This is a genomic window from Bradyrhizobium sp. GW821-FHT13H06 (assembly GCF_058803975.1).
On record NZ_JBXAPN010000017.1, the window covers coordinates 1 to 14,149 of the forward strand.

The 14,149-nt window shown below is 65.2% G+C and carries 11 protein-coding genes; 8 read left to right on the top strand and 3 right to left on the bottom strand.

Annotated elements, in window-relative coordinates; genetic code table 11:
- Positions 1-121 precede the first annotated feature (121 nt).
- Positions 122-1,030, bottom strand: a complete 909-nt coding sequence (locus AC1RQP_RS38195) for a helix-turn-helix transcriptional regulator (RefSeq protein WP_492942747.1) — start codon at positions 1,028-1,030, stop codon at positions 122-124.
- Positions 1,031-1,151: 121 nt separating this feature from the next.
- Between AC1RQP_RS38195 and AC1RQP_RS38200 the strand changes: the two genes are divergently transcribed.
- From AC1RQP_RS38200 to boxB, 4 genes are all read left to right on the top strand, one after another.
- The gene (locus AC1RQP_RS38200; protein ID WP_492942749.1) at positions 1,152-2,693 is read left to right on the top strand and encodes a benzoate-CoA ligase family protein; all 1,542 of its coding nucleotides are present in this window, start codon (positions 1,152-1,154) and stop codon (positions 2,691-2,693) included.
- 247 nt (positions 2,694-2,940) lie between these two features.
- Positions 2,941-3,759, top strand: a complete 819-nt coding sequence (locus AC1RQP_RS38205; protein WP_492942751.1) for an alpha/beta fold hydrolase — start codon at positions 2,941-2,943, stop codon at positions 3,757-3,759.
- A 132-nt stretch (positions 3,760-3,891) separates the two neighbouring features.
- Positions 3,892-5,580, top strand: coding sequence for a 2,3-epoxybenzoyl-CoA dihydrolase (gene boxC / locus AC1RQP_RS38210; protein ID WP_239627975.1), 1,689 nt, complete (start codon positions 3,892-3,894; stop codon positions 5,578-5,580).
- A gap of 98 nt (positions 5,581-5,678) precedes the next feature.
- A complete protein-coding gene (boxB, locus tag AC1RQP_RS38215) occupies positions 5,679-7,130 on the top strand; it encodes a benzoyl-CoA 2,3-epoxidase subunit BoxB (RefSeq protein ID WP_492942753.1) in 1,452 nt (483 codons plus the stop codon).
- A 294-nt stretch (positions 7,131-7,424) separates the two neighbouring features.
- On the opposite strand, the gene AC1RQP_RS38220 is transcribed toward boxB, so the two are convergent.
- Together AC1RQP_RS38220 and AC1RQP_RS38225 are read right to left on the bottom strand one after the other, a co-directional pair.
- The gene (locus AC1RQP_RS38220; protein WP_239627973.1) at positions 7,425-8,237 is read right to left on the bottom strand and encodes an SDR family oxidoreductase; all 813 of its coding nucleotides are present in this window, start codon (positions 8,235-8,237) and stop codon (positions 7,425-7,427) included.
- Positions 8,238-8,338: 101 nt separating this feature from the next.
- Positions 8,339-9,397: a polysaccharide deacetylase family protein gene (locus AC1RQP_RS38225; RefSeq protein ID WP_492942755.1), complete on the bottom strand. Its 1,059-nt coding sequence runs from the start codon at positions 9,395-9,397 to the stop codon at positions 8,339-8,341.
- Between the two features lie 164 nt (positions 9,398-9,561).
- Here AC1RQP_RS38225 and AC1RQP_RS38230 point away from each other — a divergent pair, with 164 nt between their 5' ends.
- The 4 genes from AC1RQP_RS38230 (at position 9,562) to AC1RQP_RS38245 (ending at position 14,114) form a co-directional block, all read left to right on the top strand.
- Entirely contained in the window at positions 9,562-10,956 is a 1,395-nt protein-coding gene (locus tag AC1RQP_RS38230; RefSeq protein ID WP_492942757.1) for an OmpA family protein, read from the top strand.
- Between the two features lie 2 nt (positions 10,957-10,958).
- Complete coding sequence (locus AC1RQP_RS38235) at positions 10,959-11,261, top strand: hypothetical protein (RefSeq protein ID WP_239627967.1); 303 nt, start codon at positions 10,959-10,961, stop codon at positions 11,259-11,261.
- Positions 11,262-11,712: 451 nt separating this feature from the next.
- Complete coding sequence (locus AC1RQP_RS38240) at positions 11,713-12,768, top strand: lysylphosphatidylglycerol synthase domain-containing protein (RefSeq protein ID WP_028179025.1); 1,056 nt, start codon at positions 11,713-11,715, stop codon at positions 12,766-12,768.
- A gap of 47 nt (positions 12,769-12,815) precedes the next feature.
- Complete coding sequence (locus tag AC1RQP_RS38245) at positions 12,816-14,114, top strand: ATP-binding protein (RefSeq protein ID WP_492942759.1); 1,299 nt, start codon at positions 12,816-12,818, stop codon at positions 14,112-14,114.
- Positions 14,115-14,149: the final 35 nt, after the last annotated feature.

Consider the following 14,149-nt stretch of genomic DNA (forward strand, 5'->3'; position numbering starts at 1 on the left):
CCTCTCCCGCAAGCGGGAGAGGCGGAGCAAGCCAGCGGACAATCCCCGTGAAATCCATATGCGATTGCCCTGCCCGCAAGGGGGGAGGGAACGTAGCGGAGATCGGAGCTGGCAGCTCGCCCTACAGCGCGACGCTGCGCAGGCCGAAGCTGCGGGCTTCGTTCTGCAGCACCGGCCGCACCGCGTCGATCAGGCGCGCGGCAGCGGCGTCGACGCTCAGTCCTGCCGTGTCCACGACCGCTGTGGCGCGCGAATACAGCGGCTCGCGGCTGAGCAGGATGTTGCGCAGCTCCGCCATTGCGGAGCGATCATCCGCCATCGGGCGCAGATCGCCCTGGCGGCGGACGCGCGCCATGTGCTCCTCGGGCTCGGCCTTCAGCCAGATCGTGTAGAACGAGGTCAGGACCTGGTCGAAGGTCAGGGGCTCGGACACGATGCCGCCGCCGGTTGCCAGCACCATCAGCTCGTTGCGTGCGAGCAGCTGTTGCAGCGCCGCCTGCTCCATGCGGCGAAAGCCTTCCTGGCCGTAGAGCGCGATGATCTCGGCGACCGAGAGGCCGTTCTGCTGCTCGACCTCCTTGTTGAGCTCGACGAAGCTCCAGCCGATCTTCTTCGCCAGGATCTTGCCGAGCGTGGACTTGCCGGCGCCGCGCAGGCCGATCAGGGCGATGCCGCAGAATGGCGCGCGCCGCGGCGCGGAGGTGCTGCCGCCGGCGAGCAAATCCTTGGCCTGTGCGATCTGCGCCGGGGTCGCCTTGCGCAAGAGGTCGCGAAACATCTGCCAGTCCGGCGTCGGATCGGCCGAGGGGAGCAAATCTTCGAGGTGCGCGCCCATCGCGTCCGAGACGCGGCGCAGCAGCACGATGGAGACATTGCCTTTGCCGCTTTCGAGCTGCGCGATGTAGCGCTCCGAAATCCCCGATACCTTGGCGAGCACCTTGCGCGACATGCCGCGCAATGCGCGCATGGTGCGCACGCGCTGGCCGAGTTGTTCAAGAAATCGGGATTCGGCGTCGGGACTTTCGGTCATGATCCTTCTTTACGGGTGTCCTGCGGCGCGGTTTAATGAAACATAATGCCTGCTGGCATTGACAGCAAGTCGCCGCAGTGTCTTTCTATGAATTATAATTCTAAATTCGGGGGAGATGTCCGTGAGCGAGGGATCCTACAACGCGGTGACCTGGCTGCTCGACCGTAATGTCGAGGAAGGCCGCGCCGGCAAGCTCGCCTTCGACGACACGGTCTCGCGGCTCAGCTATGGCGAGCTCTCGCGCGAGACCCGGCGCGCCGCCAACATGCTGCGCCGGCTTGGCGTCCGCCGCGAGGAGCGCGTGGCGATGATCATGCTGGATACGATCGATTTCCCGGTCGTGTTCCTGGGCGCGATCCGCGCCGGCATCGTGCCGGTGCCGCTCAACACGCTGCTGACCGCGGACCAGTACGCCTACATCCTCGCCGACTGCCGCGCGCGCGTGCTGTTCGTGTCCGAAGCGCTCTATCCGGTCATCAAGGACGTCGTCGGCCGCATGCCCGATCTCGAGCATGTCGTGGTCTCCGGCGCCAAGCAGAACGGCCACAAGCAGCTCGCCGAGGAGCTCTCAGGTGAGAGCGACCAGTTCACCACTGCCGCGACGCACCCGGACGAGCCGGCATTCTGGCTGTACTCGTCCGGCTCGACCGGCATGCCCAAGGGCGTGCGCCATCTGCACTCGAATTTGCAGGCGACCGCCGACACCTACGCGAAGCAGGTGCTCGGCATTCGCGAGAGCGATGTCTGCCTGTCAGCGGCAAAATTGTTCTTCGCCTACGGTCTCGGCAATGCGCTGACCTTCCCGATGTCGGTCGGCGCCAGCGTCATCCTCAACAGCGAGCGTCCGACGCCGGCCCGCATGTTCGATCTAATGAACCGCTACAATCCCTCGATCTTCTACGGCGTGCCGACGCTGTTCGCGGCGATGCTCAACGACGAGACGATGAAAAGCGAGCGCTGTGGCAAGGCGTTGCGCATCTGCACCTCGGCCGGCGAGGCGCTGCCGGAATCGGTCGGCTACAGCTGGAAGGCGCGCTTCGGCGTCGACATTCTCGACGGCGTGGGCTCGACCGAGCTCTTGCACATTTTTCTCTCGAACGCGCCCGGCGACATCAAATACGGCTCCTCCGGCAAACCGGTGCCGGGCTACGCAGTGCGGCTCGTCAACGAGGCCGGGCGGGAGGTTGCCGACGGCGAGGTCGGCGAACTGCTGGTCGACGCGCCCTCCGCCGGCGAAGGCTACTGGAATCAGCGGCACAAGAGCCGCCGCACGTTCGAGGGACCGTGGACGCGAACCGGCGACAAATATGTTCGTGACGCCGAGGGCCGCTACACCTTCTGCGGCCGCGCCGACGACATGTTCAAGGTCTCCGGCATCTGGGTCTCACCGTTCGAGGTCGAGAGCGCGCTGATCACGCATCCGGCCGTGCTGGAAGCCGCCGTCGTGCCCGAGGCCGATCCGGAAGGGCTGCTGAAGCCGAAGGCCTTCGTCGTGCTGCGGCCGGGCGTGACGACGAGCAATCTCCAGGAAATGCTGAAGGAGCACGTCAAGCAGAAGATCGGCCCATGGAAATATCCGCGCTGGATCGACGTGGTGGACTCGCTGCCGAAGACGGCGACCGGGAAGATCCAGCGGTTCAAGCTGCGCGAGGGCGCGAATTGAGCGAGACGGTGCGTCGTATGACTCGCGCTATCGCCGCACACACCGCTGCGCTCCCTCCCCCCTTGCGGGGGAGGGCGGGGGAGAGGGGTAGCCCAGCAATCGGCCTTCATCGTCGCGCGCACGGTGTTCTTCGTCACGCTGGGAGTCCCCCGTGTGGCACCCCCGTTGTTTCCCTCCCCCGCAAGGGGGGAGGGAACGACGGGGGGTGCCGACGCGTCTCGTCCTCATTGCGAACAAGAGTGACAGCATGACCAACCTCACCCCCACCGGTTTCCTCAGCATCGATGGCGCCAGCCTCGAATACAAATGGCTCGCGCCGCAGGCCGCCGACGCGCCGACCATCGTGATGCTGCACGAAGGCCTCGGCTCTGTTGGCCTCTGGGGCGACTTTCCGGAAAAGCTGCAGCAGGCCACCGGCGCCGGCATCTTCGCCTATTCGCGCGCGGGTTACGGCCAGTCCAGTCCAGTCGCGCTGCCGCGGCCGCTCGACTACATGCAGCGCGAGGCGCTGGACGTGCTGCCGAAGCTGCTCGATGCGATCGGCTTCAAGCGTGGCCTCCTGCTCGGCCATTCCGACGGTGCCTCGATCGCGACGATCTATGCCGGGACGCATCAGGATCATCGCCTGAACGGTCTTGTGCTGATCGCGCCGCATTTCATCGTCGAGGACATCTCGATCAAATCCATCGCCGCGATCAAGACGACGTTAGAGACTACGGACCTCAAGGCAAAGCTGGCGCGCTGGCACAAGGACGTCGACAACGCCTTCTACGGCTGGAACGCCGCCTGGCTCGATCCGAAGTTCCGCGACTGGGACATCTCGGAATACCTGGCCTATATCCGCGTCCCCATCATGGTCCTGCAAGGCGCCGACGACCAATATGGCACCCTGCGTCAGGTCGAGATCGCGCAGGAAGAATGCTACTGCCCGGTCGATCCGAAGATCATTCCAGGCGCGGGACATTCTCCGCATCGTGAAGCGCCCGGGCCGACGCTCGAAGCGATCGAGCAGTTCGCAGGGGCGGCCCTGCGCGACGATGAGGGCCTGCAAGGACGTGCCGCGTGATGGCGGCCGAGAATGAGTGACATGAAACAAAGTGCATGCTATGGGTATTGAGGGCTAGACGCATCCGAAAATATGCACTATTGTGCATCTAACGCTCAAGCCAAAACGCATAATCAAGCTCAGGGATGACCCATGGCCGGGGAAGATCGGCGCCTCGCAGGCGGCGCGACATTCATCGATTTCCAGACCGAACCGTCCCGCTACAAGCATTGGAAGCTGGCGGTCGAGGGCGACGTTGCGACCCTGACCATGGACGTCGACGAGAACGGCGGCCTGTTCGAGGGCTACCTGCTCAAGCTCAACTCTTACGATCTCGGCGTCGACATCGAGCTTGCCGACGCGGTTCAGCGGCTTCGCTTCGAGCATCCCGAGGTCAAGGTCGTGGTGATGCGCTCGGCCAAGAACCGCGTGTTCTGCGCCGGCGCCAATATCCGCATGCTGGCGGGCTCGACCCATGCCCACAAGGTCAATTTCTGCAAGTTCACCAACGAGACCCGCAACGGCATGGAAGACTCCTCGGAGAATTCCGGCCAGCGCTTCATCACCGTGGTAAACGGCTCGGCCGCCGGCGGCGGCTATGAGCTGGCGCTTGCGACCGATCACATCATTCTCGCCGATGACGGCTCGTCCGCCGTTGCGCTGCCCGAGGTGCCGCTGCTCGCGGTGCTGCCCGGCACCGGTGGTCTCACGCGCGTGGTCGACAAGCGCAAGGTGCGCCGCGACCACGCCGATTTCTTCTGCACCATCGAGGAGGGTGTGAAGGGCAAGCGCGCGGTGCAATGGCGCCTCGTCGACGAGATCGCGCCGAATTCCAAGCTGGAAGCCAAGATCGCCGAGCGTGCCAGGGAATTCGCGGCAGCCTCAAAACGCTCCGGCAGCGGCAAGGGCATCGCACTGACGCCGCTCGATCGCGTGATCGATGAGACCGGCATCCGTTACGGCTTCGTCACCGTCGACATCGATCGCACGGCCCGCATCGCCACCATCTCGATCAAGGCACCGGAGGCCGCGCGGCCTGCCGACATCGACGGCATGATGGCGCAGGGCGCGTCGTTCTGGCCGCTCCAGGTTGCGCGCGAGCTCGACGACGCCATCCTGCATCTGCGCATCAACGAGCTCGAGATCGCGATGCTGGTGTTCAAGAGCCACGGCGATCGGGCCCATGTGCTCGCTTGCGATGCCTTCCTCGAAGCCAACAAGGCGCACTGGCTGGTCAACGAAATCCGCCACTACTGGAAGCGCGTGCTCAAGCGCATCGACGTCACGTCGCGCACACTGGTGACGCTGGTCGAGCCCGGCTCCTGCTTTGCCGGCACGCTGGCCGAGCTCGTGTTTGCCGCCGACCGCTCCTACATGCTGATCGGCACGCGGCAGGGTGACAACCGCCCGCCGCCGTCGATCGAGCTTTCCGCGATGAATTTCGGACCCTACCCGATGAGCCATGGGCTGACCCGGCTACAGTCGCGCTTCCAGGCCGACCCCTCCGATGTCGAGCGCGCGGAAGCAACGCTCGGCACCAGCCTCGACGCCGAGCAGGCCGAGGAGCTCGGCCTCGTCACCTTCGCGCTCGACGACATCGACTGGGACGACGAGGTCCGCGTGTTCCTCGAGGAGCGCGCCAGCTTCTCGCCCGACAGCCTCACTGGCATGGAAGCGAGCCTGCGCTTCGTCGGCCCCGAGACGATGGAATCAAAGATCTTCGCGCGCCTCACCGCCTGGCAGAACTGGATCTTCCAGCGCCCCAATGCGGTCGGCGAGGAGGGCGCGCTGCGCCGCTACGGCAGCGGCCAGAAGCCGAAATTCGATATGACGCGGGTGTAGCGAATAGGGAGTGGCGAATAGCGAATAGGGATTTTCATTCGCTACTCGCCATTCGCCATTCGCGCGAAACGATCAGGTTCAACACGGGAGAGCTCCCAATGAATATGAACATCATGAACGTCGACTACTCGACCAAGATTCCGAACAACGTCAATCTCGCTGAAGACCGCCAGGTGCTGAAGGCGCTGGAAGGCTGGCATCCCGGCTACATGGATTGGTGGAGCGACATGGGGCCGGAAGGTTTCCAGGAATCGCTGGTTTACTTGCGCACCGCGTACTCGGTCGATCCGCGCGGCTGGGCCAAGTTCGATTACGTCCGCATGCCCGAATATCGCTGGGGCATTCTCCTTGCGCCGCAGGAAGAGAACCGCGTCGTGCCGTTCGGTGAGCACTACGGCGAGCCGGCCTGGCAGGAAGTCCCGGGCGAGCATCGCGCCATGCTGCGCCGCCTGATCGTGATCCAGGGCGACACCGAACCGGCCTCGGTCGAGCAGCAACGCCATCTCGGCAAGACCGCGCCCTCGCTCTACGACATGCGCAACCTGTTCCAGGTCAATGTCGAGGAAGGCCGTCACCTCTGGGCGATGGTCTACCTGCTGCAGAAATATTTCGGCCGCGATGGCCGCGAGGAGGCCGACGATCTGCTGCGCCGCCGCTCCGGCGATGCCGACGCACCGCGCATGCTGGGGGCCTTCAACGAGGCAACGCCCGACTGGCTGTCCTTCTTCATGTTCACCTATTTCACCGACCGCGACGGCAAGATGCAGCTGCACTCGCTCGCGCAGTCCGGCTTCGATCCGCTGTCGCGCACCTGCCGCTTCATGCTGACCGAGGAAGCGCACCACATGTTCGTCGGCGAGACCGGCATCACCCGCGTCGTGCAGCGCACCTGCGATGCGATGAAGGCCGCCGGCATCACCGACCCGACCGACATTGCCAAGGTCCGCGCACTCGGGGTGATCGATCTGCCGACCATCCAGAAGAAGCTGAACCTGCACTACACGCTGTCGCTCGACCTGTTCGGCTCGGAGGTCTCGACCAACGCGGCCAACGCCTTCAACGCCGGCATCAAGGGCCGCTATCACGAGACCCAGATCGACGACGATCACCAGCTCAAGAACGCCACCTATCCGGTGCTGAAGTTCATCAACGGCGAGATCAAGCTGGTCGACGAGCCGGCGCTGACCGCGCTCAACATGCGCCTGCGCGACGATTACAGCCAGGATTGCGTCAAGGGCATGCTGCGCTGGAACAAGGTGATCTCGACCGCCGGCTACGACTTCAAGCTGACCCTGCCCAACGTCGCCTTCCACCGCCACATCGGCGAGTTCAAGGATGTTCACGCGACTCCCGACGGCATCCTGATCGACGATGCCACCTGGGCCAGGCGCAAGGACGAGTGGCTGCCCTCGGCCAGCGACGGCGATTTCATCACCTCGCTGATGCAGCCCGTCACCGAGACCGGCCAGTACGCCTCCTGGATCTCGCCGCCCAAGGTCGGCATCGACAACAAGCCGGGCGATTTCGAGTATGTGAAGATCGAGTCGTAAGCATCGGGAGCCGACGCTCCCGCAACACAAACGGTATCACCACCCGCATAAGCGGGTGGTCCTGAGGCGGTCTCGTGGCGTCAGAGAAGCCGCGGCGTACAGCGCATGTGATGTGAGGGGAGAGGTCCCAGGCCGACGGTGTCTTGCCCGACGGGTCAACATCATCGCAGCTGCAAATGTCCTTTCCGCGCGGCCTAAAAAACCCTTATTGATCAAGGGGCATTCTACTGTGCATGGGGTTGTTTTCGACATTTTAGTCTGGAGCCCCACTGCGCGCGGCGAGGGATCATTCGATCAATCACTATCCCACCCGCTGCCCTTGATCCCCGGGTTGGCGTAGACGATCCCGCCATCGACCGCGATGGTCGCGCCCACCACGTAGTCGCCCGCGCGCGAGGCGAGATAGATCGCAGCGCCCGCCATGTCCTCGTCGGTGCCGATGCGGCCTGCAGGCACGCGCGTTGCGACCTCGTCGCCATGGTCGCGCGCGGCACGGTTCATGTCGGACTGGAACGGGCCCGGCGCGATGGCCGTGACCACGACATGGTCGGAGATCAGCTTCACCGCCATGCGGCGGGTCAAATGGATCAGCCCGGCCTTGCTCGCGGCGTAGGAATAGGTCTCCATCGGATTGACGAAGATGCCGTCGATCGAGGCGATGTTGATCACCTTCGCCGGACGCTCGGCGCTTGCTGCCGCGCGCAGGGGGCCGGCCAGCGCCTTGGTCAGGAAGAACGGCGCCTTGACGTTGAGGTTCATCACCTTGTCCCAGCCGCTCTCCGGAAATTCGTCGAACGCCGCGCCCCAGGCCGCGCCCGCATTGTTCACGAGGATGTCGAGCCTGGGCTCGCGCTTCCTGAACTCGCTGGCCAGAAGTTCGGCGCCGGCGAGCGTCGAGATGTCGATCGGCAGCGCGATGCATTCGCCGTCATATTGCGCGGTGAGCGCCTTGGCGGTCTCCTCGCACGGCCCAGCCTTGCGCGCGGTGATATAGACCTTCGCCGCGCCGGCGCTCAGAAACCCCGCGGCGATCATCCTGCCGATGCCGCGCGAGCCGCCGGTCACCAGCGCGATACGGCCTTTGAGCGAGAACAGATCGTTGAACATGGTGCCTCCCTTGGTTGGGAAGCTGTGTGAGCCGGGGGAGGGGTGGGAGTCAAGGAATGTGCCCCGGCTCGCCGCGTGGCGCGACAGCCGAGAGACGGGGCCTACGCCGCCGCGATCCGGCGAAAGCCGTTCCACATCGCGGTCGCGGCGCCCGAGGTCAGCACCGGCAGGATGCGCGCGTCCTGGTAGTTGCCATTGAGCGAGACGCGGGGCAGCGCGGTCATGTGGCCGGCATTCTCCGCGAACAGCATGCCGGGCCGTGTCGTCACCGCGGTCTTGAAGCCGGCGGATGCGGCAAGGGCAAACTCGCGCTCGGCCGCGGCCTCCCGATCGCCATAGGGATAGGCGAGGTGCAACACGGGGCGCTCCAACACCCGCTCGATTCGCGCGCGGCTCGCGGCCATCTCCTGCGCGGCGATGTCTTCCGCCTGCTTGGCGAGGTTGCAATGGCTGACGCTATGCGCGCCGATCGTGACCAGCGGATCGGCGGCAAATGTCTTCACCTCGGCCCAGGACAGGCACAAGCTGCGGCACAGCGCTTCCATGTCGACGTCGTACGTCGTGCAGAGCGCTTCGATCTCGCGCTTGAGGTCGTGCTCGCCCGGCAGCGCGCGCAGCCAGTCGTGGAGGCGATCGAACGCCGCCTGTTTGGCGGCAGGCGTCGTCGCATCGAGCCGCAGCGCGGAGTTGCCGATTCTGACGTCGATCTGCTCGGCTTTGGCGATCACGGCCTCCAGCGCCGTCCACCACAATCGTCCGGTGCCCTCGGCAAAATCGCTCGCGACATAGACCGCCAAAGGCGCGTCAAATTCGCGCAGCACCGGCAGGGCATAGTCCAGATTGTCGCGATAGCCGTCGTCGAGGGTGAAGGCGGCGAAGCGGCGGCCGAACCGGCCCTGCACCAGCCGCTCATGCAGCTCGTCCATGCTGACGATGTCGATGTCGCGCGAGCGCAAATGGCACAGCGTCGCCCGCAGGAATTCGGGCGTGACTTCGAGATGCCGGTTCGGCTGGAACGCAGCCTCGCGGGCGGGCCGCACATGGTGCAGCATGAAGATGGCGCCGACACCCGACAAAAGCGGGCGCAGCAGGTGGTGCGCTCCGCTGAAATAGAGTGCTCCCAGCCCGGCGCGGATGACGTTGTTACGCAATTGTTTCATGACGGCTGGGGGGACTCTGGCATTCCGCCCTCAACTTACGGAAGAACCCTTGAAGAAAGAGTTATTCTGATTGTCCACGCGGGGTCCTTGGATCGGCAGCATTTCCGGTTTGACAGCCTGCCAAGGGTTTGTTTTGTCTCCGTTTCCAGAGTTCGGGTCGTCGAATGCAGAAGCTTTTCAGGTGGGCCAGCAAATGGTGGCCAGGGCTGATCCCCCTGGCCGTCATGTGGGGATTTGCGGCCTGGAATAATACCTTACCGGTCGAGGCCGATCTGTCGGCGCGCAGCTCGGCGGCGCTGAAGGATACCGTTCTGGACAAGACACGGATCTTGGTCGATGGCCGCGACGTCGGCCTGGCCGCAGACGCCTTCTCCGAGGAGGGTCGCCGCGACGCCGTGATGGCGGTCGAGACGGTCCCCGGCGTCCGCCTGGTCGACGATCGGACCCGTCTTGTTCCCGAAGCCAAGCCCTTCGTCTGGACCGCCGAGCGCGACGTGGTGCGGGTGACTCTGTCGGGCTCCGCGCCCCTGCCGTCGATGAAGGCCCGGCTGACCGAGGCCGCCCGCAAGGAGGTCGGCGGCGTCGAGGTGGCCGACCAGATGGGGCTGGCGCGCGGCGCGCCGCCGCGCTTCGAGGCTGCCGCGATGCTGTTGCTGGATCAGATCGGCAAGCTCAAGGACGGCAAGATCACGATAACCGACACCAAGGTCAATCTGTCGGGCATGGCGCGCGAGCTCGGCGGCCGCGAGGCGATCGCGGCCGCGCTGAAGAACCTGCCCGAGGGCTTCTCGATTGCCGCCAACGAGATCAAGGCGCCGCCCTACATCTTCCAGGCCTACAAGGATCCGGTGGCCGCGACGGTGACGCTGACCGGCTATGTTCCCGACAACAACGTCCATGCGGCGATCGCCACCAGCGCCGCGCGAAAGTTTTTCACCGAGAAGGTCGTCGACAACCTCAAGGCCAGCATCGGGGCACCCGGCTCCTTCAGCACGGCCGTGGTCCCAGCGCTCGGCGCGCTGTCGCGGCTGTCGACCGGCACGCTTGTCGTCTCCGACCGCGAGGTGAAGCTGTCGGGCGATGCGCTCTACGAGGGCGCCGCCAACGATATCCGCGCAGGGCTCGGCAAGGACTTCCCGAAAAACTGGCAATACAAGCCGGAGATCACGGTGAAGCCTGCGGCAGGCCCGGTCGACGGCACTGTGTGCCAGCAATTGTTCTCGGAGCTTCTGACCAAGGGCAAGATCCGTTTCGCGACCAGGCGTGCGGACATCGATCCCGACTCCGCCGGCATCCTCGATCGTCTCATCGAGACGGCGCTGCGCTGCCCCACCACCAATATCGAGATCGCCGGGCATACCGACGCCGACGGCGAGGATTCCTTCAACCAGGCTCTTTCGGAAAAGCGCGCGCAGGCGGTGATCGACTATCTGGTCAAGGCCGGCCTGCCCGCCAGCCGCTTCACCGCGGTTGGCCATGGCAGCACGCAGCCGCTCGCCGGCAACGACACCGATGAAGGCAAGGCCCAGAACCGCCGTATCGAATTTCTGGTGAGGTGACGATGCCCTATCTCGTCTCGTTCCATCTGGGCTGGCTGATCGGCTCGCTGCTGCTGGGCTTCTGCATGGGCTGGATCTCGGTGGTCCAGCGCGGCAACGGCACCTCGAAGGTGACGGCGCGCTGGCTCGCCGCGCTCGCCGCCGCGCTGGTCGCGGCCTCGCTCGCCCATGTGGTCCCCGGCCGCTTCGGCTACTGGCTCGATCTCGGCCTGATCATGTTCGCCTGCTACCTCGTCGGCTGCACCGTCGGTGCGTGGCTGCGCGACCGCGTGGTCTCGCGCACCGCGCCACCGGCCGCTCTGTGATGTTGCTGCGCACCCTCACTGAAGGGACGGGGGGCGCGTCCGCCGCGGCCTTCCGGCGCGTCAGAACGCGTCAACTGGCCGCTTCGATCCTCCTCTTTCAACAGTCAGGCCTGCCCCATAGATTGATGTCGGCTTAAGGCGTGACGGAACATTGTGCGGCCGAAATCATCAAAACTTCATGGCGTCCGCGCAGGATTGCCATGGAGATTCGCGTCAAGCCTTGCCGCCGAAAGCGCCAAATCGTGCATCAGGAGCCGTAACCCTGCCTAAAATATTGAAGGCACGTGTTTTTGTTCGGATTGGCGAATTCCACTCCGCCCGAAAACGCGCTAGTGGAGGGGCAGGGGGTATGCGCGATGCCGGAGCCGACGGCGAGGGTTCGCTAGGTGCCTGTGCGTCGTCCGCCTGTCCGCCGGCCACCCTGGCCGCCGAAGCGTTGTTCGAGGTCTAGATGCTGGAAGCCATACGCAGGGCGATGTCGTTTCTGCGCCAGAAGCAAGTCCTGCATAAGCTTGGAGTTGTGATCAGCATCGCGGTCATCGGCATCGCTTGCTACGTGCTCTACCACATGCTCCGAGGCATCGATTTCAACGAGGTCCTCGAGGCGATCAAGAGCACCGAGCCGAGCCAGATTGCGATGGCGGCGCTGTTCGTCGCTGCGGGCTATTTCACCCTGACCTTCTACGACCTTTTCGCCACGCGCGCGATCGGCCATGCCCATGTGCCCTATCGCATCAATGCGCTCGCGGCCTTCACCAGCTATTCGATCGGCCACAATGTCGGCGCCAGCGTCTTCACCGGCGGCGCGGTGCGCTACCGCATCTATTCGGCCTATGGGCTGAATGCGATCGACGTCGCAAAGATCTGCTTCCTCGCCGGCCTGACTTTCTGGCTGGGCAATGCCGCCGTGCTCGGCCTCGGCATCGCCTATCACCCGGAGGCTGCCGCCTCGATCGACCAGCTTCCGCCCTGGCTGAACCGGACGCTGGCGCTGATGATCATCGTGGCGCTGATCGGCTACGTGGTCTGGGTCTGGACCCAGCCGCGGGTGGTCGGCCGCGGCCCCTGGACCGTGGTGCTGCCGGGCGGCCCGCTGACGCTGCTTCAGATCGCGATCGGCATCGTCGATCTCGGCTTCTGCGCGCTGGCGATGTATGTCCTGGTGCCGGACGAGCCCCATGTCGGCTTCGTCGTGGTCGCGGTGATCTTCGTCTCGGCCACCCTGCTCGGCTTTGCCAGCCATTCCCCGGGGGGGCTCGGCGTGTTCGACGCCGCCATGCTGGTCGGCCTCTGGCAGATGGACCGGGAGGAGCTTCTGGGCGGCATGCTGCTGTTCCGCGTCCTCTATTATCTGTCTCCCTTCGTCCTATCTGTAATCTTGCTGACGCTTCGGGAAGTTATCATCGGCGCGCGATCGAAGCGTTTGCATCAGGCGGCGCTCAAGCTGGACCCCGGCCCGGCGCGTGAAGCCGCCTATGTGCGAGAGCGTAGCGACAGCGGCGCCTGACCGGTGCCAGGTCCGTAGGACAAGTCCCCCAGGAGAAGCCCGCCCCGATGGCGATCGACGCCCCATCTTCTCCCCCCGCCCAGCCCTGGTCCGACCGGCTGCGGCACTCGACCATCATCCTGATCGCCGCGGCGCTGGCGCTGTCCGTCGTGGTCTCGCTCGGCGAATTGTCCGCGCTGCACGCCGCGATTGTGTTCCTCTGCATCGCGGTGGCTGCCCTGATCCCGTGGCGGCTGCACGATCCCGCCGCCTCACGCGATGATGTCAGGCGGATCAACCCGGTCGAGAGCGCGGCGGTGGCTGCGGTGGTCGCCGGCATGCCGGATCCGGCGGTGCTGCTCGACCGCGCCGGCCGCGTCATCCATCTCAATGCCGCGGCCGCCCAGCTCGCGCCGGCGCTGCGCAGGAACGAGCTCGCCCAGTTCGCGCTGCGCTCGCCGGAGATCATCACGGCGCTGCGCGAGGCGATCGCCACCACCGAGCCGCGGCGCGCGACCTATCTCGACCATGTTCCGGTCGATCGCTGGATGGAGCTCATGATCACGCCGGTTCCGGTGCCGACCAGCTTCGGCGGCGCCGACAAATGCATGCTGATGACCTTCCACGACCAGACCCCGCTGCGCCGGGTCGAGGAGATGCGCGCCGACTTCGTCGCCAATGCCAGCCACGAGCTGCGCACCCCGCTGGCCGCGCTGTCGGGCTTCATCGACACGCTCCAGGGCCAGGCCAAGGACGATCCCAAGGCGCGCGAGCGCTTCCTCGGTATCATGCACAACCAGGCCACGCGCATGGCGCGCCTGATCGACGATCTGCTGTCGCTGTCGCGGGTCGAGCTGTCGGCCCATGTCCGGCCCGACACCCTGGTCGACCTCATACCGATCATCCGCCAGGTCGCCGACGGGCTCGAGCCGCTGGCCCGCGAGCGCCAGGTCGAGGTGGAGATCGATCTGCCGGAGCTGCCGGTGATGATCGCGGGGGACCGCGAGGAACTGCTCCGCCTGTTCGAGAACCTGATCGAGAACGCGCTCAAATACGGCGCCTCCGGCGGACGCGTCATCGTGTCGCTGACATCAAGTGTCGCCACTGATGGAACTCCGGAAATCCGGGTCCTGGTTCGCGATTTCGGCCCCGGCATCGCGCCCGAGCACCTGCCGCGGCTGACCGAGCGCTTCTACCGGGTGGACGTCGGCGACAGCCGCTCGCAAGGCGGGACCGGGCTCGGATTATCGTTGGTGAAACATATTCTTAACCGTCATCGCGGCCGGCTTCTGATCGAGAGCGTGCCCAGGCAGGGCGCCACTTTCACGGCGTGTTTTCCCCAGGCGAAGGTTTCGGCTTCGGCCTAAAAATCAAGCGAATTCAATCGCTTGGTCGCGTCATC

Coding starts and splice junctions, on each gene's coding strand:
- AC1RQP_RS38235 (WP_239627967.1), top strand. CDS start 10,959: ATGCCCTATCTCGTCTCGTTCCATCTGGGCTGGCTGATCGGCTCGCTG.
- AC1RQP_RS38245 (WP_492942759.1), top strand. CDS start 12,816: ATGGCGATCGACGCCCCATCTTCTCCCCCCGCCCAGCCCTGGTCCGAC.
- boxC (WP_239627975.1), top strand. CDS start 3,892: ATGGCCGGGGAAGATCGGCGCCTCGCAGGCGGCGCGACATTCATCGAT.
- boxB (WP_492942753.1), top strand. CDS start 5,679: ATGAATATGAACATCATGAACGTCGACTACTCGACCAAGATTCCGAAC.
- AC1RQP_RS38195 (WP_492942747.1), bottom strand. CDS start 1,030: ATGACCGAAAGTCCCGACGCCGAATCCCGATTTCTTGAACAACTCGGC.
- AC1RQP_RS38230 (WP_492942757.1), top strand. CDS start 9,562: ATGCAGAAGCTTTTCAGGTGGGCCAGCAAATGGTGGCCAGGGCTGATC.
- AC1RQP_RS38220 (WP_239627973.1), bottom strand. CDS start 8,237: ATGTTCAACGATCTGTTCTCGCTCAAAGGCCGTATCGCGCTGGTGACC.
- AC1RQP_RS38205 (WP_492942751.1), top strand. CDS start 2,941: ATGACCAACCTCACCCCCACCGGTTTCCTCAGCATCGATGGCGCCAGC.
- AC1RQP_RS38240 (WP_028179025.1), top strand. CDS start 11,713: ATGCTGGAAGCCATACGCAGGGCGATGTCGTTTCTGCGCCAGAAGCAA.
- AC1RQP_RS38225 (WP_492942755.1), bottom strand. CDS start 9,397: ATGAAACAATTGCGTAACAACGTCATCCGCGCCGGGCTGGGAGCACTC.